The following is a 25,573-nucleotide window of genomic DNA, read 5'->3' as shown; positions in this document are numbered from 1 at the left end:
ATGGGAGCGGAGGCTCTGGTCCATCTGGGTTGAGAGGTCAGGCGGCCTGCGCGTGATGGCGCAAGCGGCGATCGATCAGGGTCTGACGCTTGATCCGCGCCCGCGCGCGCAGGATGTCCGAGCCGCGGCCGAGGTCGACCTCGGCTGGGGCGAGGTTGCCCAGGCTCACGTGGGCGCGGTTGTCGTGCTCGCCGAAGGCCGCGATCCGCCCCTGCCGTTCGCCGGGCAGGTCGGCGTGTTCGAGCAGAATTTTTGTTCTCGAGCGTGAGGTGCCGGCGCTCGATCTTGCCATGGGTCTGGGGCGCGCGGGGCACCGGGGATGTGGGTCATGCCGAGCCGGTCGGCCACGCCGCCCGCGACGTAGCTCGACCCGTTGTCGGTCAGCCCTTCAGGACGGCGGCGATCGCCAGACGGCGCCGGGCCCGGGCAACGGTGCGACCGGAGCGCGCCGCCCTGCGCAGATCCGCGGCCGTCCGGTCCAGGCGTGTGATCGCGAGGGTCATCGCATCGCTCCCGCCGCTCAGCAGGACACAGCCAATCCCGGCAGACCCAGCGCCTCACCTCAAACGAGCCACACCCCAGCCGCCGTTGGTGTGACGACCGCCCTGGGATCGCCCCTCGGAACCCCGGAGCGGGCCGCCGCGGCGGCCCGCGTCAGCCGATTTTCAATCATTGCGCGCGATGATGGCGTGTGAAGCGGGCCCGCGTTCTCGGCCCGCGGAGTCGCGTATCCATGGCTCACACCGCCGCCCCCGAGGGGGCGTTACAGGGGGCGTTCCAGCGCGCGCTTCCCGGCGCGCGCCCGGCCGCGCCGGGGATCCCGCTGCTCGCCGCGATCCACGGCCTCGCCAAGGCGCTGCTCGCGGCGTTCGTGTTCTTCGCCTGCTTCGCGTTCTCCGACACGTCGCCCTACGACGCGGTGGCGCTCCCGACCATGCTGCTGTGGCTGTGCCTCGGCGTGCGGCTGCGCCGGGGGGCGGTGCCGCTGCTCGGGCTGCTGCTGCTCTATCTGACCGCCATCATCATCGCCCTGCTGCCCTACCTCGACGAGGCGTTCCCGGTCACCTGGACGGTGCAGCTCGTCTACCTGTGCATCACCGGCATCTTCTTCGCGATGCTGTTCTCGGACGACACGCAGGCGCGGATGGAGGTCGCGCTGAAGGCGTACACCGCGAGCTGCGTGTTCTCGGCCGCGCTCGGCATCGTCGGCTACCTGCAATGGCTCGGCATCGAGGACCTGTTCTACAAGTACGACCGCGCCTCCGGGACCTTCCAGGACCCCAACGTCTTCGGCTCGTTCCTGACGCTCGGCGCCCTCTACCTGATGCACGGCCTGCTCACTGCCACGACCCGGCGCCCGCTGCTGTCGCTCACGGGGCTGCTGATCATCCTGGCCGGGATCTTCCTGTCGTTCTCGCGCGGCTCCTGGGGCGGGACCCTGGTGGCGGTCGTGCTGATGGTCGGCTCGGTCTACGCCACGAGCGCGTCGGCCCGGCTGCGCCGCCGCATCGTCCTCCTGACGCTGGCGACGCTGGTGCTCGGCGTGATCGCGGTCGCCGCCCTGCTCTCGGTCGAGCACGTGCACAAGATGTTCGAGATCCGCGCCTCGATGACCCAGGACTACGACCGGGGCGAGACCGGCCGGTTCGGCAACCAGATCCACGGCATGGCGATGCTGCTCGAGCGCCCGTTCGGCATGGGGCCGATGCACTGGCGCCTGATCTTCGGGCTAGAGCCGCACAACTCCTATATCGGCTCCTTCGCCAACGGCGGCTGGCTCGGGGGCGCGGTGTTCCTCGGCCTCGTGCTCGCCACCGGCTTCGTCGGCTTCCGCCTGATGGTGCGGCCCTCGCCGTTCCGGGCGCACGCGCAGATCGTCTGGCCGGCGCTGCTGATGTTCTTCCTGCAGGCGGTGCAGATCGACATCGAGAAGTGGCGCCACGTCTACATGATGCTCGGCATGGTCTGGGGCCTGGAGGCCGCGCGCCTCGCGTGGCGCGCCGCGCCGGAGGGAGCGCGGCGGCATGACGGCTGACAGACGCCGCGGGGCGCGGCAGAACGGTGCCATGATTCGCGATCGCGACCTGAAGCCGGGCGACGGGTCCAGGCGCGGCCCCTCCGACGGCGCGGGCGGCGAGGCGGCGCGGCTGGCCGCGCTGGCCGCCCTCGACATCCTCGACACCGACCCCGAGCCGCATTTCGACGCGGTCTGCCGGGTCGCCCGCCGCCAGTTCGGGGTGCAGATCGCCTTCGTCGCGATGGTCGACGCGCGGCGCATGTGGCTGAAGACGCCCTGCGCCGAGATTCCGACGGAGGTGCCCCGCGAGGAGACCTTCTGCCAGCACACGATCCAGGGGGACGACATCTTCGTCCTGCCCGACACGCACCGCGACCCGCGCTTCAGCGACTGGAACATCGTGCGGGGCCCCGCGGGTCTCCGCTTCTACGCCGGCATCCCGCTGAGCCTGCGGCCGGGCCTGCGGATCGGCACCCTCTGCCTCGCCGACCGCCGGCCGCGCGCCGACCTGTCGCCCGAGGAGGCGGCCTCCCTGCGCGACCTCGCCGAGGTGGTGGTCGCCCACCTGCGGCTCGCCGAGCTGAGCGCCCGCCGCGCCCGCGAGGTCGAGAAGGCGGTCGCCCGCGAGGCGGTGATCCAGGGGCAGGCCGGCGAGATCGCGAAGCGGGCCTGCGCTCAGGAGAGCGCCAACCAGCAGCTCGTCATGGCCGAGCAGCTCGCCAGCATCGGCAACTGGCAGGTCGACCTCGCCGACGGGCAGCCCGTCTGGTCGGAGGGGCTATACCGCATCGTCGGCCGCGATCCGGCCACGCCGCCGCCCCACCTCTCGCGGCTCGCCGACCTCTACCACCCCGAGGACCGGGCCCGGCTGCGTGCGACGATCGCCGATGCGATCTCCGGCGGCCGGAGCTTCGCCTACGAGGCGCGGGTGCTGCGGGCGGACGGGACGCTCCGCGACGTGGTGGTGCGCGGCACCGCCCGGACCGACGCGGGGGGCGCCGTGACGGGCCTGCTCGGCGTGCTGATCGACGTCACCGAGCGGCGGCGGGCCGAGGACGCGATCCGCCGCAGCGAGGTGCGCTACCGGGGGCTGGCCGAGACCCTGCCGCTGCTGGTCTGGACGATGCGGGTCAGCGACGGGCAGGCGACCTACGTCAACCCGCAGTTCCGCGCCTATTACGGGTCGATCGGCGCGGAACGGGCGGAGCGGCTCGCCCGCAACCACCCCGAGGACGCCCCGGCGATGGAGGCGGCGTGGCGGGAGGCCCTGGCCGCCGGCCGCGGCTATGCCGGGCAGTGGCGGCTGCGGCGCCACGACGGCGCCTACCGCTGGCACACGGTCTCGGTCTCGCCGATCTACCTCGACCGCGAGGGCGGCCCGATCGTCGAGTGGCTCGGCACCGCGCTGGACGTCGACGACATCGTCACCGCCGGGATCGCCGTCGAGGAGGCGCGCCGGCTGCTGCGCCTCGCCCTGGAGGCTGCCGAGGCCGGGACCTGGGACTGGGACATGCGCTCGGGCATCGCGACGCTGAGCCCGGAGAGCGCCCGCATGCACGGGCTGCCCGCGGGCGCCGAGCCGCACGCGCTCAGCGCCGCCGCCTGGACCGCCCTGGTCCATCCGGAGGATGCCGGCGACACCTGGAACGAGGTGCGGCGGGCGATCGACTCGCGCACCACCTACGCCGCCGAGTTCCGGGTCGGCGCGCGCTGGATCTACGCCCGCGGGCGCACCCTCTACGGGGCCGACGGCCGGCCCGCCCGGATGATGGGGCTGCACCTCGACATCACCGAGCGCAAGGCGGCCGAGGCGGCCCTGCGCGCGGCGACCCGCGACGCCGAGGCCGCCCGGGCCGAGGCGGAGCGGGCGAGCGAGGCCAAGAGCGAGTTCCTCGCGGCGATGAGCCACGAGATCCGCACGCCGCTCAACGGCATCCTCGGCTACACCGAACTGCTGCTCGACGGCGACGCCGTCCGCGGCGAGGACCGGCGGCGGCTGGAGCTGATCCAGGGCTCGGGGGCGGCGCTGCTGACGGTGGTCAACGACGTCCTCGACTTCTCGAAGATCGAGGCGGGCGAACTCGCCCTCGACCCCGTCGCCTTCCCGTTGCCCTCGGTGATCGACAACACCGTCTCGATCGTGCGCGGCAGCGCCCTCAAGACCGGTCTGGAGATCGCGGCGCAGGTCGACCCGGCCCTGCCGGACTTCGTGACCGGCGATCCCGGCCGCCTGCGGCAGGTGCTCCTGAACCTGCTCAACAACGCGGTGAAGTTCACCCCAGCGGGCTCGGTGACCCTGCGGGTTTCCCGTGCCGGCCCGGGGCCCGGGGCGCCGATCCGCTTCGCGGTGACCGACACCGGCATCGGCATCGCCCCCGCCCAGCAGGACCGCCTGTTCAAGCGCTTCAGCCAGGTGGACGGCTCGATCAGCCGGCGGTTCGGCGGCACGGGACTGGGGCTCGCGATCTCCCGCCACCTCGTGACGCTGATGGGCGGCACGATCGGCGTCGAGAGCCGCGAGGGCGCGGGCTCGACCTTCTGGTTCGAGATCCCCCTGCCCCCGAGCGCGGCGCCGGGCAAGGCCGCGGCGCCCGCCCCGGAGCCGGCCCCCGCCCCCGCATCCGCCGCCGGGGCCGGGGCCGGGGCTCCGAAGACGATCCTGCTCGTGGAGGATGTGCCGCTCAACCAGGAACTGGCCTGCGCCGTGCTGGAATCGCAGGGTTACGCCGTCACGGTGGCCGGCGACGGGGCCGAGGCGATCGCGGCGGTCGAGACGGCCTTCGCCGCGGGCGACGGCTACGACCTCGTCCTGATGGACGTGCAGATGCCCCGGGTCGACGGCATCACCGCGACCCGGCGGATCCGCGCCCTGCCCGGGCGCGCCCGCGCCGTGCCGATCGTGGCGATGACCGCCAACATCCTGCCGACGCAGATCGCGGAGCTGCGCGAGGCGGGGATGGACGACCACGTCGGCAAGCCGTTCCGGCGCGCCGACCTGTTCGCGGTCATCGCCCGCTGGACCGGCCCGGAGGGCCGCGCCTCCCGCGTGGAACCGGAGGCCGAGGAGCGGGGCGGCGCACCGGTCGACCCGGCGGTGCTCGACGCCGCCGTGCTCCGGGCGATGGAGGAGAGCTTCGGCAACGACCGCGTCGGCGGGCTGCTCGATCTCCTGGCCAACGAGCTCTCCGAGCGGTTCCGGCCGACCGAGACCGACCGCCTCCAGATCGCCCACGATGCGCACGCGATGGTCTCGGCCGCGGGGATGCTCGGCTTCGTCGGCCTGTCGCGCCTGTGCCGCGAGGTCGAGGCCGCCGCCCACGCGGGCGACGACCTGATGCCGCTGGTCCGCCGCCTGGAGGTGCAGCGGGCGACCACCCTGCGGACGATCCGCAAGCTGCGCGCGGCGTGAGGGACACGCAGGGTCGCGCCGGCCTCCCGATCGCCAGCGCGGTCTCCCGCATGCGGGGATGGAAGTTCACCCACACGCGTCCCCTGCCGCGCGCGCCGTCATCCCGGGGCTCGCCGCAGGCGAGAGCCCGGGATCCAGACCCGCCGCGATGACCGGATGAATGTTCCACGGGCAGATGACCGCCGGCGGCCGTCGCGGATCTGGATCCCGGGCTCCGCTGCGCGGACCCGGGATGACGGGGAGTGCATCAGATCCGGATGCGTGAATCCGATCGCCTGAGGCGGGGGAGAGGGCCGTCCGAATGCCTCGCGTGACGCAGCCGGTCAGCCCGCCGCGTCGTCCCCGCCCTCCGGCTCCGGATCGCCGGTCCAGGCGGTGGCGAAGGCCGCGAGCTGGCGGGCGTCGGCGAAGGCGGCGACGCTGACCTCCCGCTCGGCCGGGGTGCCGCCCGGATAGGGGCTCAGCATCACCCGCACCCGGGCGAGCCGGGCGCCCGGCGCGTGGGCGGCGATCCAGTCCGCCGCCTCCGGGACGAACCGCTCCGGCCCGGCCAGCGCGCGGGCGTCGCCGCGCAGCACCAGCACGTAGCTGCCGAGGCTCGGATCCGCCTCCTGCACCGCCTTGACGATGTCGATCACGGGCTTTCCGCGAAGTCGTTGATCTGCACCTGCGCCTGCGCGTCGGTGAAGTTCGGGATGTCGGCGAAGATCTCCTTGCCGTGCGCGGCGATGGCCTTCTGGAAGGCGTCGGCCGATTCGAAGGTCAGCAGCGCCATCACCTGGAACGGGGCGGGGCTGCCGTCCGGGGCGGAGACGCCCTTGACCACCTTCGCCTCGTGCAGGCCGAGCCCCGACCAGCGCTCGCGCGCCAGCGGCATGTGGTGGCCGAGGTAGTAGCCCATGTCGAACTTCGGGCCGGCCGGGTACATCACGCTCACCAGGATCATTTTTTCCTTCCTCCCTGTCCGTCCTCATCTGCCCGGTCCCGACACGAACCGGCAGAGGTTCGAAAAAATCAGTGCAGCTTCACCCGGGGCTCGGTGCGGCGGGTGAGCGCGCGGGCGACCGCGTCGATCGCCGTCTTGGCGGTGCCGTGCAGGGCCCGCTCGTGCATCTTGTAGAGCGAGCGGTACATCATCCGTGCGAACAGGCCGGCGATGAGCATGTTCTTGCCCTGGATGAAGCCCATCAGGCTGCCGACCGTCGAGTACTCGCCGAGCGACACGAGCGAGCCGAAATCCTTGTACTTGAACGGCTTGAGCGGCTTGCCCTCGATCTTGGCGCGGATCTGGCCGATCAGGTGGGTGGCCTGCTGGTGGGCGGCCTGGGCGCGCGGCGGCACCGGCCGGTCCGAGCCCGCCTCGACGAGGTAGGCGCAGTCGCCGAGCGCGAAGATGTCGGGGTCGCGGGTGGTCTGGAGGGTCGGCGTCACCACGAGCTGGTTGGTGCGCGTCGTCTCCAGGCCGCCGATGCCCTGGAGGAACGGCGGCGCCTTCACGCCCGCCGCCCAAACCACGAGTTCCGAGGGGATGAAGGTTTCGTCGGCGAGCTGGACGCCGTCGGCGCGCACCTCGGTCACCCGCGCCTTGAGCCGGACGTCGACGCCGATCTTGGAGAGCAGCGCCATCACTTCCGAGGACAGGCGCGGCGGCACCGCGGGCAGGATGCGGTCGGCCGCCTCGACCAGGGTGATGCGGATGTCCTTGCCCGGGTCGATCTTGTCGAGCCCGGTCGAGACCACGTGGCGCAGGGTCCGGTGCAGCTCGGCCGCGAGCTCGGTGCCGGTGGCGCCCGCGCCGATCACGGTGACGTGGAGCTGGCCCGGCCGCACCGGGCCGGCCTGGGTGTGGGCGCGCAGGCTCGCGTTGACGAGGCGCTGGTGGAAGCGCACCGCCTGATCCTGGGTGTCTAGGGCGATGGCGTGCTCGGCCACGCCCGGCGTGCCGAAATCGTTGGTGGTCGAGCCCACCGCCATGACCAGCGTGTCGTAGCCGACGGTGCGCTCGGGGGTGACCTCGCGCCCCTCCGCGTCGTGGCTCGCGGCGAGCTGGACCGTCCGCGCCTCCCGGTCGAGCCCGGTCATCCGGCCGATCCGGTAGCGGTAGCCGTGGGTGTGGGCGTGGTGCAGGTAATCGACCGCGTGGTGGCCGATGTCGAGGCTGCCCGCCGCCACCTCGTGCAGCAGCGGCTTCCAGATGTGGGTGCGGGCCCGGTCGACGAGGGTGACGTGCGCCTGCCGCTTCCGCCCGAGCGTGTCGCCGAGCTTCGTCACCAGTTGCAGCCCGGCGGCGCCGCCGCCGACCACCACGATGCGGTGCAGCCCGGACTCGCTCTCGACAGGGACCATGGACGCCTCGCCTCCCGGCGCGCCGGAAACGGCGCGTCGCCCTGCTTAAACGCTCGGGCGGGCGGTTTGCCAGTTCTGCCCCCTCCCCGCGATGCCGCACGGTGTCATAATCCATGCTCCCGTCAGGACTTTTGCGGTGCGCCGCACGGCTCCGCGGAGGGACGCGCAGACCCGGGCGCTCATCCCTCCGCGGAGCCGCGCCGCAGCAGCGGCCGCACGAGGAGGCCGTCCGCGTCCGGCGCGAACCCGGTGGAGGCGGCGAAGGCGTGCAGGTCGGGCGGTCCGGGATGCAGCACGAGGCGGTCGCAGGCCGCCTGCCGCGCCGCCCGCGCGGCGGCCTTGAGCAGCACGCGGCCGATCCCCCGGCGACGGGCGTCGGGGGCGACGAGGAGCAGGGTGATCAGCCCGAAGGGGCGAGCCGCCAGGGTCGGGCAGGGGTTGAGGGCGATGAGGCCGCTCGGCGGTCCCCACTCCACGGCGAGGAGGGCGGTGCCGCCCGCCTGGCCCAGAGCGTCGAGGCGCCCGGCCAGATCCGCGACGGAGACGGCGAGGCCGGCCTCGGCGAGCAGCGCGGCGAGCCCCGGCGCGTCGGACGCCGCCGCGGCGCGGATCTCAAGCCCGTAGCGCGTGCCCATCCCGGTCCCTCCAGCGCCGCGCTCACCGCGCCGGCAGGCGGTCGAGCCAGCCGAGCAGCGCGTCGGCCGCCGCGCGCCAGCGGGGCTCCAGCATCACGGCGTGGGCCATGCGCGGCAGGATCACCGGCGCGGCGCCGTAGTACAGCCCGGTCCGGAAGACCTCGTCGGCCGGCACGAAGCGGTCGTCGGCGCCTCCGAGCACGAAGGTCGCGGGCGCCTGCCAGGGCAGCGGCGCGAAGGGCGGCCAGCCCTGGAGTTCGGCGCCGACGCGGCCCGATTCGGCGCTCGCGCGCCGTTCGAACGCCGCGAGCGCGTCGTGAGCGGCGTCCTCCGAGAACAGGCCGCGGCGCAGCACCCGCGGATCCGGCCGGCCGCCGAAGCTCGTCTTCAGGATCTCGCCGAGCAGGGCCGGCGCGGTCAGCGCCATCCGCCAGGTCGACGGCGCGAGGCCCCAGGGCGGCACCGCGGCGATCAGGCCCATGCCGAGCGGCCGCCCGCCGCCGCGGATCCAGTTCTGCACCACGGCGCCGCCGAGCGAGTGGCCGACCACCACCAGCGGGCCGCCGATCCGCGCGGCCGCGGTGGCGAGGTCGCGCGTGTAGTCGGCGAGCGTGTGGCGGGGCAGATCCGCGCGCCCGGGGCTGCCGCCGTGGCCGCGCAGGGAGACGGCGTGCGCGGCGTAGCCCGCCTCGGCCATGCGCGGCAACCAGTGATGCTCCCACACCCAGGCGCCGACGCAGATGCCGTGGACGAACAGGAGCCGGGGCCCGCGCGGCGTCCCGGCGGGGCGGCGCGTGAGGATCTCCAGCTCCAGGTCCATCCGGTGCTCCGTCGGCGGGGAACGGGGCACCGCCTCGCGCTTTGCCCCGCAAACGTCCGGGCAACGCGGGAGTGCACGACATGATCGAGAGATCCGGGACCCCGGGCGGCGGCAAGCCGCCGCAGGCTCAGACCCCGCCGCAGGCCTCGTCGCCGCCCGACAGCGCCGATGCGCCGGCTGCGCGCGAGGTGGAGCGGGACAAAGCGGAGCCGGAGAAGGCGCGGACCGAGATCGAGGCCGGCGACGTGGCCGACGACCTCGCCGATTTCGCCTGAGGCGGCCGAATCAGGCCCCGCCCGGCAACCGGCGGACACGCGAAGCCCGCCCGGCCGCTTGCGGGCCGGACGGGCTTCGCGTCTCAGGGGATTCCGGCGGCGCGGCGCGGCCGGCGATCGGGCTCAGACCGGTTCCTTGGCCTTGCGCGGGCGGCTGGCGCGCTTGGGCTTCTCGGCCACCGTCTCGGCCTCCTCCGAAGCGGCCGGGGCGGCGGACTTGCGGCGCTGCTGGCCGAGGCCGAGGCTGCGCGCCAGCTCCGAGCGCTGGGCCGAGTAGTTGGCCGCGGTGGACGGATAGTCCCGCGGCAGGCCGTAGCGCTCGCGGTACTGCTCGATGGTCAGGCCGTTGCGCGAGAGGTGGCGCTTCAGCGTCTTGTAGGGCTTGCCGTCGATGAACGAGATCAGCGCGTCCGGGGTGATCGACTTCCGGACCTGCGCGGAGCTCGGCTTGTCCGCGACCTCGACGGCGGCCTCCGGTGCGGAGAGCTTCACCAAGGCGGCGTGCACGCCGGCGAGCAAGGTCGGCAATTCCCCGACCGGCACGGAATTGTTCGAAACGTAGGCCGACACGATGTCCGTCGCCTGTTCGATGAAGCTCAAATGCCGGTCCGCCGCAATCTCGTCCATCGATGGATCCCTCTATCCGCGCAACTGCTCTACCGATCTACGGTTTGCGCGACAAAAGCAAGCCGTCCTAGCGGATCAATCTAACACAATCCCCTGATCGTCGACGGGCGCATTACTCATTCGGTCGATGAACCCCAATCGTCGCCGGCCGGAGTTCGGTGCAACGCGCCCCGGAGAGTGTCCGCCCGGCCCGCGCATCGCGGCGAAGGGCGCCCTTTCCGGCTTGGCGACGCCGCCTCGACTCGGACTGATGATCGAAACACGGGCGGTCGTCGCCGCGCCGGCACCGTGTGCGCCCGTCCGGCGCGCGCCATATGGAGTGCGACGCGGGGCGTGCGGGGAGTTGGCGCGGTGGACGGCGAGGCGGTGCGGGGCACGGTGTTCGGGGCGCATATCCCGTTCGTGAACTTCTGCGGGATCGAGGCGCTCGACGTGCGCGAGGGCCGCACGCGCCTGCGCCTCGCGCTCGCGCCCGAGCACGGCAACAACCTCGGCATCGCCCACGGCGGCATCCTGTGCACGCTGCTCGACGTGGCGCTCGGCACCGCCGCCCGCCTGAATGCCGGGCGGCCGGTGGTGACCCTCGACATGCAGACCCGCTTCCTCGCCCCCGGCCGCGGGGTGCTGATCGCGGAGGGGCGCGTGACCCGGGCCGGGCGCTCGGTGCTGTTCTGCGAGGCGGAGATCCGGACCGAGGGCGGCGGCTTGGTCGCCACCGCCACCGGCCTCCTCAAGCCGGTGGCCGAGCGCCGGCCGGAGGAGGCGCCGCCCGGACGGGGCTGACGCGCCCCGGTGCGACACCGCCGGGCCGGCGGACGTCGCGGCGGCGCCGCTCGGGGTCGGCGCGGATGAATTGACGCCCGGGCGGCGCGGTGGGAAAGCCTCGGGCCATGACGACCCCGCAGGATCCCCGCGCCGCGCTGGCGCTCCCCGCCTCCGAGGCCGACGTGACGGCGATGAAGGCGGAGGCCGCCGCGTGGTTCGCGAGCCTGCGGGACCGCATCGTCGCGGCCTTCGAGGCGCTGGAGGACGAGGCCGCGGGCCCCTTCCACCCGGACGCGCCGGCCGAGCCCGGCCGCTTCGTGAAGACGCCGTGGGCGCGCACCGACCACACCGGCGCGCCGGGCGGCGGCGGCGTGATGGCGATGCTCAAGGGCCGGGTGTTCGAGAAGGCGGGGGTGCACATCTCGACGGTGCACGGCGAGTTCGCCCCCGAGTTCCGGGCGCAGATGCCGGGCGCCGCGGACGACCCGCGCTTCTTCGCCACCGGCATCTCGCTGATCGCCCATCCCTGGAACCCGCACGCGCCGACCGTGCACATGAACACCCGGTTCGTGGCGACGACGAAGGCGTGGTTCGGGGGCGGGGCCGACCTCACCCCCGTGCTGGAGCGCCGCCGCAACCAGGACGACCCCGACAGCCGGCACTTCCACGCCTGCCTGGAGGCCGCCTGCGGGCGGCACGGCGGCGACTACCCCCGCTACAAGGCGTGGTGCGACGCGTATTTCCACCTCAAGCACCGCGACGAGCCCCGCGGCATCGGCGGCATCTTTTACGATTATCGCTGGAGCGGCGATCCGGGAGCCGACCTCGCCTTCACGAAAGATGTCGGGCTCGCCTTCCTGGACGCCTACCCGCCGATCATGCGCGCCAACATGGCCCGGCCCTGGACCGAGGACGACCGGCTGGAGCAGCAGGTCCGGCGCGGGCGCTACGTGGAGTTCAACCTGCTCTACGACCGCGGCACCATCTTCGGGCTGAAGACCGGCGGCAACGTCGCCTCGATCCTGTCCTCCCTGCCGCCGACCGTGCGCTGGCCCTGATGGCGGGGCTGCCCGGAAGCTTCGCCCCGCAGCAGGACGCGGCGCTGAAGGCGATCGCCGCGTGGCGGCGGGACGGCGGCGCGCAGGTGTTCCGCCTGTTCGGCTACGCCGGCACCGGCAAGACCACGCTCGCCCGGCGCATCGCCGAGGACGTCGACGGCTCGGTCGTGTTCGGCGCCTTCACCGGCAAGGCCGCCTCGGTGATGCGCCAGAAGGGCTGCTACGACGCGGCCACCATCCACTCGCTGATCTACCGCACCAAGGAGGCCGAGGAGGGCGGGCCGACCTTCACCCTCAACCGCTCCGGCGCCGCCGCCAAGGCCGACCTCATCGTCATCGACGAGTGCTCGATGGTCGATTCGGACCTCGGCAACGACCTCCTGTCGTTCGACAAGCCGGTGCTGGTGCTGGGCGACCCCGCCCAGCTCCCCCCGGTGCGCGGCGGCGGCTTCTTCACGGAAGCCGAGCCCGACGTGATGCTCACCGAGGTCCACCGGCAGGCCAAGGACGACCCGATCGTGCGCATGGCCATGACCGTGCGCGAGGGCGGGCGCCTCGACCTCGGCGTCTACGGCCAGAGCCGCGTCGTCTCCCGCCGGGAGCTGGACCCGGCCGAGGTGCTGGAATGCGACCAGGTGCTGGTGGGCCTCAACAAGACCCGCCGCCTCTACAACGGCCGCCTGCGGGAACTCGCCGGCCACACCGACCCGATGCCGGCGGTGGGGGAGAAGCTCGTCTGCCTGAGGAACGACCGGGTGAAGGGCCTGCTCAACGGCTCGACCTGGACGGTGCAGGCGGTGCGCAACCCGCCGCGGCCCGACATGGTCCGCCTCGACGTGGTGCCCGAGGACGACCCGGCTTTGCGCCGCCGCCCCACCGACATCAAGGTGCTGCGGGCGATGATCACCGGCACCGACGAGGAGATCCCGCTGTTCCTGCGGCGGGAGACCGACGAGTTCACCTACGGCTACGCGCTGACCGTGCACAAGGCGCAGGGGTCGCAGTGGGACCGGGTGACCCTGTTCGACGAGGCCTACGCCTTCCGCGAGCACCGGGCGCGCTGGCTCTACACGGGGCTGACGCGCGCGGCGCAGGCGATCACCGTGGTGGTGTGAGTTCCCCTCCCCCTTGTGGGGAGGGGTTAGGGGTGGGGGTGGCGCAGGATCAAGCGATCCGGTGCCTCCTGCACCACCCCCACCTCCGGCTCCTCCCCACAAGGGGGAAGAGAGGCCCTCTCACATCCGGCAGCTCTCGAACCCCTCGCGGATCGCCGCCTCGTCGAGGTTGCGGCCGATGAACACCACCCGCGACACGCGCGTCTCGTCGGCGCCCCATTCCCCCTGCACGTCCCCGTCGAGGATCATGTGCACGCCCTGGAAGACGAAGCGCTTGGGCTCGTCGGGGAAGGCGACGATGCCCTTGCAGCGCAGGATGTCGGGTCCCTGCACCTGGGTCAGGTTCGAGATCCAGGGCATGAACTTCTCCGGGTCCACCGGGCCGTCGATCTTCGCCGAGATCGAGCGGATGTCCGCGTCGTGATGGTGGTGGTGGCCCTCTTCCAGGAATTCGGGCTCCACCTCCAGGATGCGGTCGAGGTCGAAGGCGTTGCGCTCCAGCACGGCGTCGAGGGGCACGGCGCAGTTGGTGGTGCGGTGGAGCTTGGCCAGCGGGTTGATCGCCCGGATCTCGCCCTCGACCCGGGCGAGGTCGTCCGCCTCCACGAGGTCGGCCTTGTTGAGCAGGATCACGTCGGCGAAGGCGATCTGGTTCTTCGCCTCGGGGGCGTCCTTCAGGCGGTCGGAGAGCCACTTGGCGTCGGCCACCGTCACCACCGCGTCGAGGCGCGCGGCGCCGCCGACATCCTGATCGACGAAGAAGGTCTGGGCGACGGGGGCCGGGTCGGCGAGCCCGGTGGTCTCGACGATGATCGCGTCGAACTTGCCCCGGCGCTTGACCAGCCCGTCCATGATCCGGATCAGGTCGCCGCGCACGGTGCAGCAGACGCAGCCGTTGTTCATCTCGAACACCTCCTCGTCCGCGCCGACGACGAGGTCGTTGTCGATGCCGATCTCGCCGAACTCGTTGACGATCACCGCGTAGCGGCGCCCGTGGTTCTCGGTGAGGATGCGGTTGAGGAGCGTGGTCTTGCCGGCGCCGAGATAGCCGGTGAGCACCGTGACCGGGATCCTGCCGTCGGGGGTCTGCGCGGCTGTCGTCATGGCGGGCCTGTCGATGGGTTCGGGCGTGGATGCGTTCGGGGTCGCGCCCTGTAACATTGTAGCGCGTCCCGGCCAACGGAAGGGCCCCGCGCGCCTGTCACGCGTCCCTGTCACGCGACCGTCACGGGGCTCGCCCAGAGACGGCGGACCGCCTCCCGACGGAATCCGTGACTGTGGCCGCAACAGCGCAGGCAGCGCCCCTCTCCCGTTCTCACGAAACCGTCGATTGTGGCCGCCTTGACGCAGGGTTAACCCTCGCCCGCAGCCGCGGGGAGGCGGTCCCGCCGGCCGGGCGCGGGTCCGGTTCCGTGCCTTAGAAATGCACCACCCGTCCGCTCACTGCCTGTGCCGGGTCCCGGCGCGAATCGTGCCCCTCCCCCATCCCGGCTGACGCGACGCTCATGGACGCCCGCAACCCGCTCGAACAGGACGAGGGCCTCGCCAGCCCCGCCCCGGCGCGCCGCCGCGGCCGCGCCCTCGCGATCCTCGCCGCGCTCCTCGCGCTCGCAGGCGCCGGCGCCTTCGCCTACCTCCAGCCCGAGCGCGCCCGCGCCGTCGCCGAGGGCGTCGTCGCCTCGGTCAAGGGCCTGTTCGAGTCCGGCAACGCGGATCCGGGCATCGACATCGGCAAGGCCGCCCCGGTCGAGCGGGTGTTCCGGCCGAGCAAGGAGCAGCGCGCCGCCTTCGAGATCCTGCCGGTGGCGACCCAGGTGTTCCGGCCCGAAGGGTCGGCCGAGGGGCGCATCGCGCTCAACGAGGACGACAACGTGCCCGTCGTGTCGCCCTATTCCGGGCGCGTCACCCGGGTCCTGGTGCGGGCGGGCGACGACGTGAAGGCCGGCGCGGTGCTGCTGACGCTCGAAGCCACCGACATGCTCCAGGCGCAGAGCGACTACCAGGCCGCCCTGAACAACGTGCAGAAGCAGCAGGCGCTGCTCAAGCTCGACGTGACCATCGCCCAGCGGCAGCAGGAGCTGTTCCAGGCCCGCGCGGTGGCGCTGAAGGACTACCAGTCCGCGCAGAACGACGTGATCGCCGCCCAGAGCGACCTGAAGACCGCCGAGGCGAGCCTGGAGGCGGTGAAGAACCGCCTGCGGCTGCTCGGCAAGACCGACGCCGAGATCGCCGCCTACGAGAAGAACGGCACGATGAGCCCGGAGACGCAGATCCGGGCGCCGATCGCCGGCACCATCGTCCAGCGCAAGGTCGGCATCGGGCAGTACGTCAGCGCGTCGAGCGACCCGCTGTTCGTGATCGGCGACCTCTCCACCGTGTGGCTCGTGGCCAACGTGCGCGAGAGCGAGATCCCGAAGATCCGCATCGGCCAGGAGGTCGAGGCGCGGGTGGCGGGCTTCGGCGCCCGGGTGTTCAAGGCGCGGGTCAACTACATGGCCGCGAGCCTCGACGCGGCCACCCGCCGGCTCGCCGTGCGCAGCGAGGTCGACAACCCCGACCGGGTGCTCAAGCCGGAGATGTTCGCGACCTACACGATCATCACCGGCAAGGGCGAGCCCTCGCCCTCGGTGCCGCTGGCGGCCGTCGTCTACGAGGGCGAGCGCACCCACGTCTGGGTCGCCCGCCCCGACGGGGCGGTGGAGGCGCGGAACGTCCGGCTCGGGCTGATCAACGGCGACAGCGCCCAGGTCGTGGAGGGCCTCCAGGCCGGCGAGCAGATCGTCACCCGCGGCGCCCTGTTCATCGACCGGGCGGCCTCGGGCGAGAAGGCGTCGTGAGGCGATGAACAGCCTGATCGTCTTCTCGCTCAAGCAGCGCGTCCTCGTCGTGCTGCTGTTCGTGCTGATGCTGGGCGCGGGCTACGCCGCCTACACCCGCCTCAACATCGAGGCCTATCCCGACCCGGTCCCGCCGCTGGTCGACGTCATCACCCAGAACCCCGGCCAGTCGGCCGACGAGATCGAGCGCTACATCACCATCCCGCTCGAAGTGGCGCTCGCCGGCATCCCGAACGCCACGGTGGTGCGCACCATCTCGCTGTTCGGCCTCTCCGACGTGAAGGTGCAGTTCAACTACGAGTACACGTATGAGCAGGCGCTCCAGCGCGTGCTCAACCGCCTGTCGCAGGCCCCGACCCTGCCGAACGGCGCCCAGCCGCAGATCTCGCCGACGAGCCCGGTGGGCGAGATCATGCGCTACAAGCTCGTCGGCCCGGCGGGCTACTCGCCGATGGACATGAAGACCCTCCAGGACTGGGTCCTCCAGCGGCGCTTCAAGGCGATCCCCGGCGTCGTCGACGTGACCGCGTTCGGCGGCAAGGCCAAGGAGTTCGAGGTCGCCGTCGACCTGAACCGGCTCCAGGCGCAGGGGCTGACCCTGGTGCAGCTCACCACCGCCCTGAACAACGCCTCGATCAACGTCGGCGGACAGACGCTGAACGTGGGGCAGCAATCGGCGGTGGTGCGCGGCATCGGCCTGATCCGCGACATGGACGACATCCGCGACACGATGATCAGCCTCGTTAACGGCGTGCCGGTGCTGGTGCGCGACGTGGCGGAGGTGCGCGTCTCCAACGCCCCGCGGCTCGGCATCGTCGGCCACGACGGCCAGCCCGACATCGTCGAGGGCATCGTGCTGATGACCCGCGGCGGCCAGAGCCTGCCGACGCTGGAGCGCGTCGAGGCCGAGATCGACCGGATCAACGCCTCGACCGTGCTGCCCCCCGACGTGAAGATCGAGCGGATCTACGACCGCTCGGGGCTGATCCACACCACCACCCACACGGTGATGCACAACCTCGTGTTCGGCGTGGTGCTGGTGTTCATCGTGCAGTGGCTGTTCCTGGGCTCGCTCACCAGCGCGATCATCGTGGCGGCGACCATCCCGTTCGCGCTGGGCTTCGCGATCCTGATCCTCGTGGTGCGCGGCGATTCGGCCAACCTCCTGTCGCTGGGCGCGATCGATTTCGGCCTGATCGTCGACGCGACGGTGATCATGGTCGAGAACGTGTTCCGGCATCTGGCCGAGCCCGAGCACTCGGAAGGGCAGAACGCGCCCGGCGGGCTGAAGGGCCGGCTCGGGACCATCGCCATCGCCGGCATCGAGGTGAACCGGGCGATCTTCTTCTCGGCGGTGATCATCATCGTCGGCTTCCTGCCGCTGTTCACGATGACCGGCGTCGAGGGCCACATCTTCGGGCCGATGGCCAAGACCTACGCCTACGCGCTGGTCGGCGGGTTGATCGCCACCTTCACCGTCTCGCCGGCCCTGTCGGCGATCCTGCTGCCGAAGCGCGTGGAGGAGCGCGACACCCTGATCGTGCGGCTGCTGCGCTTCGGCCACGAGATCATCCTCCGGTTCGGCCTGCGCAACCGGATCCTGTCGCTGGCGGTGATGCTGGCGATCCTGCTGGTGTCGGGGCTCGCCGCGCGCAACCTCGGCCTGGAATTCCTGCCCAAGCTGGAGGAGGGCAACCTCTACGTGCGCGGCACCATGCCGGCCTCGATCTCGCTGGAGGCGGGCAACGCCTACGTGGAGCGCCTGCGCAAGATCTTCACCGAGGTGCCGGAGGTCGTCACCGTCATCTCGCACCAGGGCCGGCCGAGCGACGGCACCGACGCCACCGGCTTCTTCAACGTCGAGATCCTGGCGCCCCTGAAGCCGATCGACCAGTGGCGCAGGGGGCTCGACAAGGAGAGCCTGATCCGCTCCCTGTCGAAGCGGCTCGACGCCGAGTTCCCGGGGATCGAGTTCAACTTCTCGCAGTATATCGAGGACAACGTCCAGGAGGCGGCCTCGGGGGTGAAGGGCGAGAACTCGGTCAAGATCTACGGCACGGATCTCGCCGCGATCACCAAGGCGGCCAACCAGGTCAAGGCGGTGCTCGCGACCGTGCCCGGCATCACCGACCTGTCGGTGTTCGAGTCGCTCGGCCAGCCGACCGTGCGCATCGACGTGGACCGGCACAAGGCCGCCCGCTACGGCCTGTCGATCGGCGACGTGAACACCACGATCCAGGCGGCGATCGGCGGGCAGACAGTCGGCGACCTCTACGAGTACGGCTCGGACCGGCACTTCCCGATGCGGGTGCGGCTCGCGCGCGAGTTCCGCTCGTCGCTGGCGACGATCCGCAACATCTCGGTCGGCGCCCAGAACCCGAACGGCGGCGTGATCCCGGTGCCGCTCTCCGAGATCGCCGACGTCGACCTCGTCTCCGGCGCCGCCTTCATCTACCGCGAGGACCAGGAGCGCTACATCCCGGTCAAGTTCTCGGTGCGCGGGCGCGACCTCGGCTCGACGGTGATCGAGGCGCAGCGGCGCGTGGCCCAGGAGGTCGACCTGCCGGCCGGCTACCACATGGAGTGGGTCGGCCAGTTCACCAACCTGAAGGAGGCCGCCGCCCGGCTGAGCCTCGTCGTGCCGATCACCCTGCTGCTGATCGCGCTGCTCCTGTTCGTGAACTTCTCCTCGCTCACCGACATGCTGCTCACCCTGTCGGTGATCCCGATGGCGATGATCGGCGGCATCCTCGCTCTGTTCGTCACGGGCACGCCGTTCTCGATCTCGGCGGCGATCGGCTTCATCGCCCTGTTCGGCATCTCGACGATGGAGGGGGTGATCCTGCTCGCCTACTACAACCAGCTCCTCGACGAGGGCTGGGAGCGCTCCCAGGCGGTGTGGCAGGCCGCGGTGGTGCGGATGCGCCCGGTGATGATGACCTGCGTGGCCGCCTGCGTCGGCCTGCTGCCGGCGGCGGTGTCCACCGGCATCGGCTCGCAGGTCCAGAAGCCGCTGGCGCTGGTGGTGGTCGGCGGCATCCTGCTCGCGCCGAACCTGATCCTGGTGATCATGCCGGTGCTGATCTCGCTGTTCTCCCGGCGCGGCACCAACCCGGAGGCGCGGGCCCTGCGCGAGCACAGGTACGCGGCGTGACCGGGGTCGGGGCCGTGGCGCGGGCGCCACAGGCGCGCGGCGCGGCCGCGGGCCGGGACGGCTTGGCATTGACGGCGCGCCCGTCGGCGGCCCTCTACGGGACGGGACACGGAGCGGCCTTCCCGGGCCGGGTCGGGGGCGCGATGACGGGGGCGGCTGGGATCGGCCGGCGCGGGATCCGCGCCGCGGCGCGCGGCGCCGCGGTCGCGGCCGCCCTCGGCCTGTCCGCCTGCGCGGTCGGCCCGAACTTCGTGGCGCCCGAGGATCCGCCGGTCACCCGCTACACCAGGGAGCGGCTCCAGAACCCCTCGGCCGCCGACGCCGTGCGGACCCGCCAGGGCGGCTCGGCCGACCAGAGCTTCGTCTCCGGCGCCGACATCCCCGGCCAGTGGTGGACCCTGTTCCGCTCGAAGGCGCTCAACCGCCTCGTCGAGCAGGCGCTCGCCAACAACCCGACGCTCGAGGCGGCCCAGGCCAGCCTGCGGATCGCCCAGCAGAACGTGCTGGCGCAGAAGGGCACCCTGTACCCGTCGCTCACCGCGACGCCGCAGGCGCAGGGCTCGCGGGCCCCGGGCCTCGACCTGCAATCGCCGCTGCTGAACCCGACCAACTACCTCTACAGCCTGTACACCCCGCAGGCCGTGGTCTCCTACAACCCGGACGTGTTCGGCGGGAACCGGCGCCAGATCGAGGCGCTGGAGGCGACCACCGAGAACCAGCGCTTCCAGTTGGAGGCCGCCTACCTCGCGCTCACGGCCAACGTCGTCGCCGCCGCGATCCAGGAGGCGGCCCTGCGCGCCGAGATCGACGCGACGCGGAAGGTGATCCAGGCCCAGACCGAGGTGCTGGGCCTCTACAACAAGCAGCTCTCGCTGGGGCAGATCGCCGGCGCCGACGTGGTGCAGCAGCAGGCGGCGCTCGCCCTGTCGCAGCAGCTCCTGCCGCCGCTGGAGAAGCAGCTCGCCCAGCAGCGCAACCTGCTGACCGCGCTCGCCGGCCGCCTGCCCTCGGAAGAAGTCTCCGAGACCTTCACCCTGGCCGCCCTGCGCCTGCCGACCAAGCTGCCGGTGAGTCTGCCCTCGCGCCTCGTCCAGCAGCGGCCGGACGTGAAGGCCGCCGAGGCGCTGGTGCATCAGGCTTCCGCCAATGTCGGCGTCGCGGTGGCCAACCGCCTGCCGCAGTTCAACCTCACGGTCACCGGCGGGTCGAGCGCGGTGCAGATCGCCCAGCTCACCAATCCCGGCGCGGCCTTCTTCACGATCCTCGGCCAGACCACCGCGCCGATCTTCGACGCGGGCACCCTGTTCCGGCGCCAGCGCGCCTCGGAGGAGGCGCTGACCGTGGCGCAGGCCCAGTACAAGGCCACCGTGATCACCGCCTTCCAGAACGTCGCCGACGTGCTCCGCGCCCTCCAGGCCGACGCCCGGGCGGTGGCCGCCGCCGAGGCCGCCGAGCGGGCGACGGGCGAGAGCCTGTCGCTGATCCGCAAGCAGTACACCGCGGGCGCCGTGAACTCGTCGCAGGTGCTGATCGCCCAGCAGGGCTACCTCTCGGCGCTGGTCACCTCGGCGAGCGCCCGGGCCACCCAGTACGCCGACACCGCGGCCCTGTTCGTGGCGCTGGGCGGCGGCTGGTGGAACCGGGCCGACGTGGCGCCCCCGCCGCCGGAGACGGACCCGGCGAAGTTTCTGTGAGCGGGCTTCCCTCTCCCCGCCCGCGGGGAGAGGGAGCTTGCGCGGTTCCACCGGATCGCGCCTCACATCTCCGACACTCTTCCCGCACACCCTCCGTGCAAAACATGCGCCCCGACCCATGCCCAGGGCGCTTCAAAGAAAGCCCTGCTGAGCGGCTTTGATGGCGCGGTGCCTGTTTTCGGCGAAGGCTTCGCGGATCGCGCGCAGCGGCCCGGGGGCGTCCTTCACGAGGCGCAGCATGGCATTGCGCAGCGCGGCGATGGCCTGCGGGCAGGCCCCTGTGCGGATGCGGCTGCCCTCCTCGCGCAGGATCACGTCGCGGCGCCAGTGCAGGCGGGTCTCGATCAGCCCGCGGTCGCGCCCGAGCGCCAGCAGGGCGTCGGGATCGGCTTGCTCGGGCGTGAGGCTGGTCACCGCGCAGGCGATCCCGCGGCTGATCCGACCTTTCGTCTGGCGGATCCGCTCGATCCGGCAGATCTGGGCGGCCCCCGGTCAGCCGAGAGGGACCACGCAGTCGTGGCTGACGCTCAGGCGCCGCGTCTCGATGCGGCCGTGCCCTTTCTCGGCGACCGACGCGCTGAGGGTCAGGTCGGGGGCGGGCTGGCCCGCATCAGCGGACGGGCGGGCGGCGCCGCTCGCCTTGAGCGCCTTGAGCAGCGCCGGGGGGGAAGGCGTCGCCGAAGGCGAGGACCAGATCGGCCATCAACGCGGGCCGGTTGGCTTTGACGGCAAACAGGTACTCCCCGTGCTGATCGCGGATGCCCTGGCAGATCGCCCGCTTGCAGAACACCGCGTCGCCGGTGACGAGGGCACCGTGCAGCGGCAGCTCTTGAGCAGCGTCAGGGCCGCCGTGATCTCGTTGGCGTCGGGCGTCACCTGCAACTGGCCGATCACCCCGCCCAGCGTGCTGGCAAAGGCCGCCACCAGATGCGCGCCGCCGCTGCCGTCGTGGTCCGCCCCCGCCGAGCCGCGCAACCGCTTGCCGTCGAGCGCCACGTGACACAAGCCCCGATCCGGTTCGGCCGCACCACGCACCCAGGTCCCCAGCACCGCCTCGGTCGCCGCCACGTCGAGGGCCTTGAAGACGTCGTGGTACGTGGCATGGCAGGGCACCCGCTCCAGGCCGAGGCGGAACAGCGCCTCTGGCGGCAGCCGTCGGCCCCACCGGAACACGGCGCGTAGATCGTTGGCCCGCGACAGCATGGCGGCCAGAGACAGGGTCAGGACGGCGGGCAGTCCGTGCTGGCGCCCTTTGCGGCCGCGCCGATCCGGGATGGCCGCGAAGTGATCCCACAGGCTGCCAGCGCCCACGACGTCCAGTGCTTCGGCCACGCCGCCCGCCAGGATCATCTTCCAGATCCTGAATGAATCCGTCGCCGCGGACCGTCACCCCCTCAATCGCCTTCTCTGAATCGCCCTGCGGGAGGCCGGGTTGTCCCTCGATTTCGCTGCGGCGCCGCGATAAGACGCCGCATCACGACGGGAGCCCCGCGCATGGTTGGACAGAAGACCGCCCTCAAGGACGACGCGGCGAGCGGCACGCGGCCGGCCCCGCCCTGCACGCTGGTGATCTTCGGGGCGGGGGGCGACCTGACCAAGCGCCTGCTGATGCCCTCGCTCTACAACCTCGCGGGCGCCGGCCTCCTGCCGGACGGGTTCTCGATCCTCGGCGTCGACCACAGCGACGGCACGGACGACTCGCTGCGCGAGAACCTCACCCGGACGATGGAGGAGTTCAGCAAGGACCCGACCTCGGAGTTCCACGCCGACCACATCGACGCCAAGAGCTGGGGCTTCGTCCGCGACCGGCTGCACTACCTCAAGGGCGATTTCGAGAAGCCCGAGACCTTCGCGGCCGTGAAGGCGAAGGTGCAGGGCAGCGCGGTGTTCTACTGCGCCGTGGCGGCGCGGTTCTTCGGGACCATCGTCGACGGGCTCGGCGCGGCGGGCTTGCTCAAGGAATCCGACGGGACCTTCCGGCGGGTCGTCATCGAGAAGCCGTTCGGCTCGGACCTCGCCTCCGCCGAGGACCTGGACGCCCGGATCCTCAAGCAGGCCGACGAGAAGCAGTTCTACCGGATCGACCACTTCCTGGGGAAGGAGACGGTGCAGTCGATCATGGCCTTCCGCTTCGCCAACGGCCTGCTGGAGCCGGTCTGGCGGCGCGAGTACATCGACAGCGTGCAGATCACCGCCGCCGAGACGGTGGGCGTCGAGGAGCGCGGCGGCTTCTACGAGCCCACCGGCGCCCTGCGGGACATGGTGCCGAACCACATGTTCCAGCTCCTGTGCATGGTGGCGATGGAGCCGCCGAACTCGTTCGGCGCCGAGGCGGTGCGCAGCGAGAAGGCCAAGCTCGCCCAGGCCGTGAAGCCGATCCCGCCCGCCGACGCGGTGCGCGGCCAGTACACGGCCGGCACCTCGGAGGGCCGCGACGTGCCCGCCTACCGCGACGAGCCGCACGTGGCGAAGGATTCGGTGACGGAGACCTTCGTCGCCCTCAAGCTTCACATCGAGAACTGGCGCTGGGCCGGCGTGCCGTTCTACGTCCGCACCGGCAAGCGCATGACCGAGCGGCGCACGGAGATCGCGGTGCTGTTCAAGCCGGCGCCGTTCAAGCTGTTCGAGGACACGCCGAACGCCGACCTCGCCCCGACCGTGATGCGCATCACCATCGACCCGGACCACGGCGTGAACACCGAGTTCAACGTCAAGGTCCCGGGCCCGGAGATGAAGATCGGCCGGGTGCGCACCGCGTTCAAGTACAGCGACTTCTTCCCGAACCGGCCGAACGTCGGCTACGAGACGCTGCTCTACGACTGCATGACCGGCGACGCGACCCTGTTCCAGCGGGCGGACAACATCGAGGCCGGCTGGGCGGCGGTCGATCCGCTGCTGAAGGGCTGGCCGCAGGCGGACGTGGCGTTCTACCCGGCCGGGAGCGCCGGGCCGAAGGAGGCGGACGACCTGCTCGCCCGCGACGGGCGGCACTGGCTCGGGCTCGACGGCGCGACGGATTGAGCGCTCACGCTCCCCGCCAGGGGGGCGCCTCGTCGGGATGCGCCTCCACGCGTTCGAGGATCGCGGCGACCAGAGCCCGGGCGGGCGGCTCGAGCGTGCTCCAGCCGCCGTGCTCGGCGCCCCGTTCGAGGCGCAGGCGACGGCCTGCGCTGCCGTAGGTCATGGTGTACCCCCAGCCGGGCAGCATCGACCTCATCAGCGTCTCCGCGCTGCGGAGGTCGCCGATGTAGTCCTCCACGTACGAGATCGCGACGGTGATGTAGTATCGTCGGCGGCACGCCTCCGGCTCCCCATCGATCGGGCTGCGCGCGACCGGCGGACCGGCCCGCTCCTCGTCGTCCGCGTGGAAGGCGTGGGTGAGCCGGATGAGGGTGCCCCTGTGACCCTCCCGCCCGTCGAACAGGGCCAGGGCGATGTCGAGATTCGCTCGGCTCCCCCGCCACGTATAGCTGTAGGGCGATACGAGCCGCTCGCGCAGGGTCCGGATCCGGGCGGCATCGATACGGCGCGGGTCGGGTGGTACGGTGTCGAACGTCAGGCCGTCGAACGGGGTCAGCATCGCGTCGACCTGCGCCTGGTCGCTGTCGGACGCTGGGGTCGCAGGCTCAGGATTCGGGGTGGCTCCGCGCATCGTCACCCTCCGCAGGCGGTCGAGGGTCAATCCTCCAGCCGCGTCGCCATCCGTGCCCCCGGTCGGCCCCGGCGGCCTCAGGACCGCCCGAACGGCAGCATCGCCGCCACGGCCGGCGCATCGACCGGGCCCGTGAGCGGGTCGACGCTCATCCCCACCAGCCGTAATCGCGCGCGTCGCGCGCCTGCCGGTGGAAGGTCAGCCGCCGGTCGTACTCGCGCGGGTCCTTCGGCTTCACCAGGGCGCCCGGCGGCACGTTCAGCCAGTCGACGAGGCGGGTGAGCATGAAGCGCAGCGCCGCGCCCCGGCAGAGGATCGGCAGCGCCGCGACCTCCGCCGGCTCCAGCGGGCGCTCGGCCTCGTAGCCGGCGATCAGCGCAGCCGCCATCGCCCGGTCGAACCGCCCGTCCGCGTCGAAGCACCATGCGTTGAGGCAGACCGCGAGGTCGTAGGCGAAGGCGTCGGTGCAGGCGAAGTAGAAGTCGATCAGGCCCGACAGGGCGTCGCCGATGAAGAACACGTTGTCGGTGAACAGGTCGGCGTGGATCACGCCCCGGGGCAGGCCCGCCGGCCAGCCGGCCTCCAGCACGGCGAGATCGTCGCGGGTGCGCGCGGCGAGCCCCGGCGACACCGAATCGGCTTGAGCCTCGGCCTGCTCGAACAGCGGGCGCCAGGCGGCGACCGACAGGCTGTTCTCGCGGATCATGGCGAAATCGGCGCCCGCCGCGTGCAGCCGCGCCAGCGCCCGGCCCAGCTCGCGGCAATGGTCGACGCCCGGCGCCTTGACCGAAACGCCTTCGAGGAAGCTGACGATCGCCGCCGGCCGGCCGCACAGGCGCCCGAGCGCGGTGCCGGCCCGGTCGCGCACCGGCTGCGGGCAGGCGAGGCCCCGGGCCGAGAGGTGCTCCATCAGCCCGATGAAGAACGGCAGGTCGTCCGCCCGCACCCGCTTCTCGTAGAGGGTGAGGATGTAGGAGCCGGCGGTGGTGTGCAGGAAGAAGTTCGAGTTCTCGACCCCCTCGGCGATGCCCTTGTAGGACAGGAGGCCGCCGATCTCGTAGGCGGAGAGGAACGCGCCGAGCGCCGCGTCGGATACCTCGGTGTAGACCGCCACGAGCCTTCCGCCCTGCTTCTCTCGGGGTTTCATATGCCAAGGGGCGCCGAAGCGC

At 72.1% G+C, this 25,573-nt stretch carries 22 protein-coding genes and 1 pseudogene; 10 read left to right on the top strand and 13 right to left on the bottom strand.

Features of this window, described 5'->3' with window-relative positions; genetic code table 11:
• Positions 1–37 precede the first annotated feature (37 nt).
• Together Q8W71_RS13600 and Q8W71_RS13595 are read right to left on the bottom strand one after the other, a co-directional pair.
• Positions 38–396, bottom strand: a pseudogene (locus Q8W71_RS13600) (IS3 family transposase); the annotation flags it as partial.
• On the bottom strand, positions 381–503 hold the full coding sequence (locus Q8W71_RS13595; protein ID WP_305525925.1) for a hypothetical protein: 123 nt from the start codon (positions 501–503) through the stop codon (positions 381–383). The gene Q8W71_RS13595 and the pseudogene Q8W71_RS13600, both read right to left, overlap by 16 nt.
• Positions 504–733: 230 nt before the next feature.
• Between Q8W71_RS13595 and Q8W71_RS13590 the strand changes: the two genes are divergently transcribed.
• Positions 734–2,035: an O-antigen ligase family protein gene (locus Q8W71_RS13590; protein WP_305525913.1), complete on the top strand. Its 1,302-nt coding sequence runs from the start codon at positions 734–736 to the stop codon at positions 2,033–2,035.
• Between the two features lie 31 nt (positions 2,036–2,066).
• Positions 2,067–5,426 carry a PAS domain-containing protein gene (locus Q8W71_RS13585; protein ID WP_305525912.1) on the top strand — a complete coding sequence of 1,120 codons (3,360 nt, stop codon included), beginning with the start codon at positions 2,067–2,069 and terminating at the stop codon, positions 5,424–5,426.
• Positions 5,427–5,749: 323 nt separating this feature from the next.
• On the opposite strand, the gene Q8W71_RS13580 is transcribed toward Q8W71_RS13585, so the two are convergent.
• The 5 genes from Q8W71_RS13580 to Q8W71_RS13560 form a co-directional block, all read right to left on the bottom strand.
• The gene (locus Q8W71_RS13580) at positions 5,750–6,064 is read right to left on the bottom strand and encodes a hypothetical protein (RefSeq protein WP_305525911.1); all 315 of its coding nucleotides are present in this window, start codon (positions 6,062–6,064) and stop codon (positions 5,750–5,752) included.
• Entirely contained in the window at positions 6,061–6,372 is a 312-nt protein-coding gene (locus Q8W71_RS13575; RefSeq protein WP_305525910.1) for an EthD family reductase, read from the bottom strand. Before Q8W71_RS13575 ends, Q8W71_RS13580 begins: the two co-directional genes overlap by 4 nt.
• Positions 6,373–6,440: 68 nt before the next feature.
• Positions 6,441–7,772, bottom strand: coding sequence for an NAD(P)/FAD-dependent oxidoreductase (locus tag Q8W71_RS13570; RefSeq protein ID WP_305525909.1), 1,332 nt, complete (start codon positions 7,770–7,772; stop codon positions 6,441–6,443).
• A 179-nt stretch (positions 7,773–7,951) separates the two neighbouring features.
• Entirely contained in the window at positions 7,952–8,407 is a 456-nt protein-coding gene (locus Q8W71_RS13565) for a GNAT family N-acetyltransferase (protein WP_305525908.1), read from the bottom strand.
• Positions 8,408–8,429: 22 nt separating this feature from the next.
• Entirely contained in the window at positions 8,430–9,227 is a 798-nt protein-coding gene (locus tag Q8W71_RS13560) for an alpha/beta hydrolase (protein ID WP_305525907.1), read from the bottom strand.
• Between the two features lie 80 nt (positions 9,228–9,307).
• On the opposite strand from Q8W71_RS13560, the gene Q8W71_RS13555 reads away from it, so the two are divergent.
• Positions 9,308–9,502 carry a hypothetical protein gene (locus Q8W71_RS13555; protein ID WP_305525906.1) on the top strand — a complete coding sequence of 65 codons (195 nt, stop codon included), beginning with the start codon at positions 9,308–9,310 and terminating at the stop codon, positions 9,500–9,502.
• Positions 9,503–9,625: 123 nt separating this feature from the next.
• Here the strand turns inward: Q8W71_RS13555 and Q8W71_RS13550 are convergent, their stop codons facing one another.
• Positions 9,626–10,129, bottom strand: a complete 504-nt coding sequence (locus Q8W71_RS13550) for a Ros/MucR family transcriptional regulator (RefSeq protein ID WP_305525905.1) — start codon at positions 10,127–10,129, stop codon at positions 9,626–9,628.
• A gap of 351 nt (positions 10,130–10,480) precedes the next feature.
• Between Q8W71_RS13550 and Q8W71_RS13545 the strand changes: the two genes are divergently transcribed.
• The 3 genes from Q8W71_RS13545 to Q8W71_RS13535 all read left to right on the top strand — a co-directional run bounded on the left by Q8W71_RS13545 (position 10,481) and on the right by Q8W71_RS13535 (position 13,067).
• Positions 10,481–10,912, top strand: coding sequence for a PaaI family thioesterase (locus Q8W71_RS13545; protein ID WP_305525904.1), 432 nt, complete (start codon positions 10,481–10,483; stop codon positions 10,910–10,912).
• 107 nt (positions 10,913–11,019) lie between these two features.
• Positions 11,020–11,952 carry an oxygen-dependent coproporphyrinogen oxidase gene (gene hemF / locus Q8W71_RS13540; protein ID WP_305525903.1) on the top strand — a complete coding sequence of 311 codons (933 nt, stop codon included), beginning with the start codon at positions 11,020–11,022 and terminating at the stop codon, positions 11,950–11,952.
• Positions 11,952–13,067 carry an ATP-dependent DNA helicase gene (locus Q8W71_RS13535; RefSeq protein WP_305525902.1) on the top strand — a complete coding sequence of 372 codons (1,116 nt, stop codon included), beginning with the start codon at positions 11,952–11,954 and terminating at the stop codon, positions 13,065–13,067. Before hemF ends, Q8W71_RS13535 begins: the two co-directional genes overlap by 1 nt.
• Before the next feature lie 120 nt (positions 13,068–13,187).
• On the opposite strand, the gene Q8W71_RS13530 is transcribed toward Q8W71_RS13535, so the two are convergent.
• On the bottom strand, positions 13,188–14,171 hold the full coding sequence (locus tag Q8W71_RS13530) for a CobW family GTP-binding protein (protein ID WP_305525901.1): 984 nt from the start codon (positions 14,169–14,171) through the stop codon (positions 13,188–13,190).
• 401 nt (positions 14,172–14,572) lie between these two features.
• On the opposite strand from Q8W71_RS13530, the gene Q8W71_RS13525 reads away from it, so the two are divergent.
• Genes Q8W71_RS13525 through Q8W71_RS13515 form a run of 3 tightly spaced genes read left to right on the top strand, consistent with a single transcriptional unit; the run spans position 14,573 to position 20,752 of the window.
• Entirely contained in the window at positions 14,573–15,904 is a 1,332-nt protein-coding gene (locus Q8W71_RS13525; RefSeq protein ID WP_305525900.1) for an efflux RND transporter periplasmic adaptor subunit, read from the top strand.
• 4 nt (positions 15,905–15,908) lie between these two features.
• Positions 15,909–19,058: an efflux RND transporter permease subunit gene (locus tag Q8W71_RS13520; RefSeq protein WP_305525899.1), complete on the top strand. Its 3,150-nt coding sequence runs from the start codon at positions 15,909–15,911 to the stop codon at positions 19,056–19,058.
• A complete protein-coding gene (locus Q8W71_RS13515) occupies positions 19,055–20,752 on the top strand; it encodes an efflux transporter outer membrane subunit (RefSeq protein WP_305525898.1) in 1,698 nt (565 codons plus the stop codon). Before Q8W71_RS13520 ends, Q8W71_RS13515 begins: the two co-directional genes overlap by 4 nt.
• Positions 20,753–20,884: 132 nt before the next feature.
• On the opposite strand, the gene Q8W71_RS13510 is transcribed toward Q8W71_RS13515, so the two are convergent.
• On the bottom strand, positions 20,885–21,166 hold the full coding sequence (locus Q8W71_RS13510; protein ID WP_305525897.1) for a hypothetical protein: 282 nt from the start codon (positions 21,164–21,166) through the stop codon (positions 20,885–20,887).
• Between the two features lie 288 nt (positions 21,167–21,454).
• Entirely contained in the window at positions 21,455–22,102 is a 648-nt protein-coding gene (locus Q8W71_RS13505) for a transposase family protein (protein WP_305525896.1), read from the bottom strand.
• Between the two features lie 144 nt (positions 22,103–22,246).
• On the opposite strand from Q8W71_RS13505, the gene zwf reads away from it, so the two are divergent.
• The gene (gene zwf / locus Q8W71_RS13500) at positions 22,247–23,773 is read left to right on the top strand and encodes a glucose-6-phosphate dehydrogenase (protein WP_305525895.1); all 1,527 of its coding nucleotides are present in this window, start codon (positions 22,247–22,249) and stop codon (positions 23,771–23,773) included.
• A 4-nt stretch (positions 23,774–23,777) separates the two neighbouring features.
• On the opposite strand, the gene Q8W71_RS13495 is transcribed toward zwf, so the two are convergent.
• Together Q8W71_RS13495 and Q8W71_RS13490 are read right to left on the bottom strand one after the other, a co-directional pair.
• Entirely contained in the window at positions 23,778–24,404 is a 627-nt protein-coding gene (locus Q8W71_RS13495) for a hypothetical protein (protein ID WP_305525894.1), read from the bottom strand.
• 148 nt (positions 24,405–24,552) lie between these two features.
• A complete protein-coding gene (locus tag Q8W71_RS13490; RefSeq protein ID WP_305525893.1) occupies positions 24,553–25,518 on the bottom strand; it encodes a homoserine kinase in 966 nt (321 codons plus the stop codon).
• Positions 25,519–25,573: the final 55 nt, after the last annotated feature.

The organism is Methylobacterium amylolyticum (genome assembly GCF_030700245.1).
Classification (GTDB): domain Bacteria; phylum Pseudomonadota; class Alphaproteobacteria; order Rhizobiales; family Beijerinckiaceae; genus Methylobacterium.
Note: the sequence above shows the minus strand (reverse complement) of the source record. Positions and strands in the feature narration are given on the sequence as shown.

Bases quoted from the DNA above. Each gene is read 5' to 3' on its own strand.
- Q8W71_RS13495 (WP_305525894.1), bottom strand. From the start codon at position 24,404: ATGCGCGGAGCCACCCCGAATCCTGAGCCTGCGACCCCAGCGTCCGAC.
- Q8W71_RS13555 (WP_305525906.1), top strand. From the start codon at position 9,308: ATGATCGAGAGATCCGGGACCCCGGGCGGCGGCAAGCCGCCGCAGGCT.
- hemF (WP_305525903.1), top strand. From the start codon at position 11,020: ATGACGACCCCGCAGGATCCCCGCGCCGCGCTGGCGCTCCCCGCCTCC.
- Q8W71_RS13575 (WP_305525910.1), bottom strand. From the start codon at position 6,372: ATGATCCTGGTGAGCGTGATGTACCCGGCCGGCCCGAAGTTCGACATG.
- Q8W71_RS13585 (WP_305525912.1), top strand. From the start codon at position 2,067: ATGATTCGCGATCGCGACCTGAAGCCGGGCGACGGGTCCAGGCGCGGC.
- Q8W71_RS13595 (WP_305525925.1), bottom strand. From the start codon at position 503: ATGACCCTCGCGATCACACGCCTGGACCGGACGGCCGCGGATCTGCGC.
- Q8W71_RS13530 (WP_305525901.1), bottom strand. From the start codon at position 14,171: ATGACGACAGCCGCGCAGACCCCCGACGGCAGGATCCCGGTCACGGTG.
- Q8W71_RS13535 (WP_305525902.1), top strand. From the start codon at position 11,952: ATGGCGGGGCTGCCCGGAAGCTTCGCCCCGCAGCAGGACGCGGCGCTG.
- Q8W71_RS13525 (WP_305525900.1), top strand. From the start codon at position 14,573: ATGGACGCCCGCAACCCGCTCGAACAGGACGAGGGCCTCGCCAGCCCC.
- Q8W71_RS13520 (WP_305525899.1), top strand. From the start codon at position 15,909: ATGAACAGCCTGATCGTCTTCTCGCTCAAGCAGCGCGTCCTCGTCGTG.
- Q8W71_RS13505 (WP_305525896.1), bottom strand. From the start codon at position 22,102: ATGATCCTGGCGGGCGGCGTGGCCGAAGCACTGGACGTCGTGGGCGCT.
- Q8W71_RS13550 (WP_305525905.1), bottom strand. From the start codon at position 10,129: ATGGACGAGATTGCGGCGGACCGGCATTTGAGCTTCATCGAACAGGCG.
- Q8W71_RS13570 (WP_305525909.1), bottom strand. From the start codon at position 7,772: ATGGTCCCTGTCGAGAGCGAGTCCGGGCTGCACCGCATCGTGGTGGTC.
- Q8W71_RS13590 (WP_305525913.1), top strand. From the start codon at position 734: ATGGCTCACACCGCCGCCCCCGAGGGGGCGTTACAGGGGGCGTTCCAG.
- Q8W71_RS13565 (WP_305525908.1), bottom strand. From the start codon at position 8,407: ATGGGCACGCGCTACGGGCTTGAGATCCGCGCCGCGGCGGCGTCCGAC.
- Q8W71_RS13560 (WP_305525907.1), bottom strand. From the start codon at position 9,227: ATGGACCTGGAGCTGGAGATCCTCACGCGCCGCCCCGCCGGGACGCCG.
- zwf (WP_305525895.1), top strand. From the start codon at position 22,247: ATGGTTGGACAGAAGACCGCCCTCAAGGACGACGCGGCGAGCGGCACG.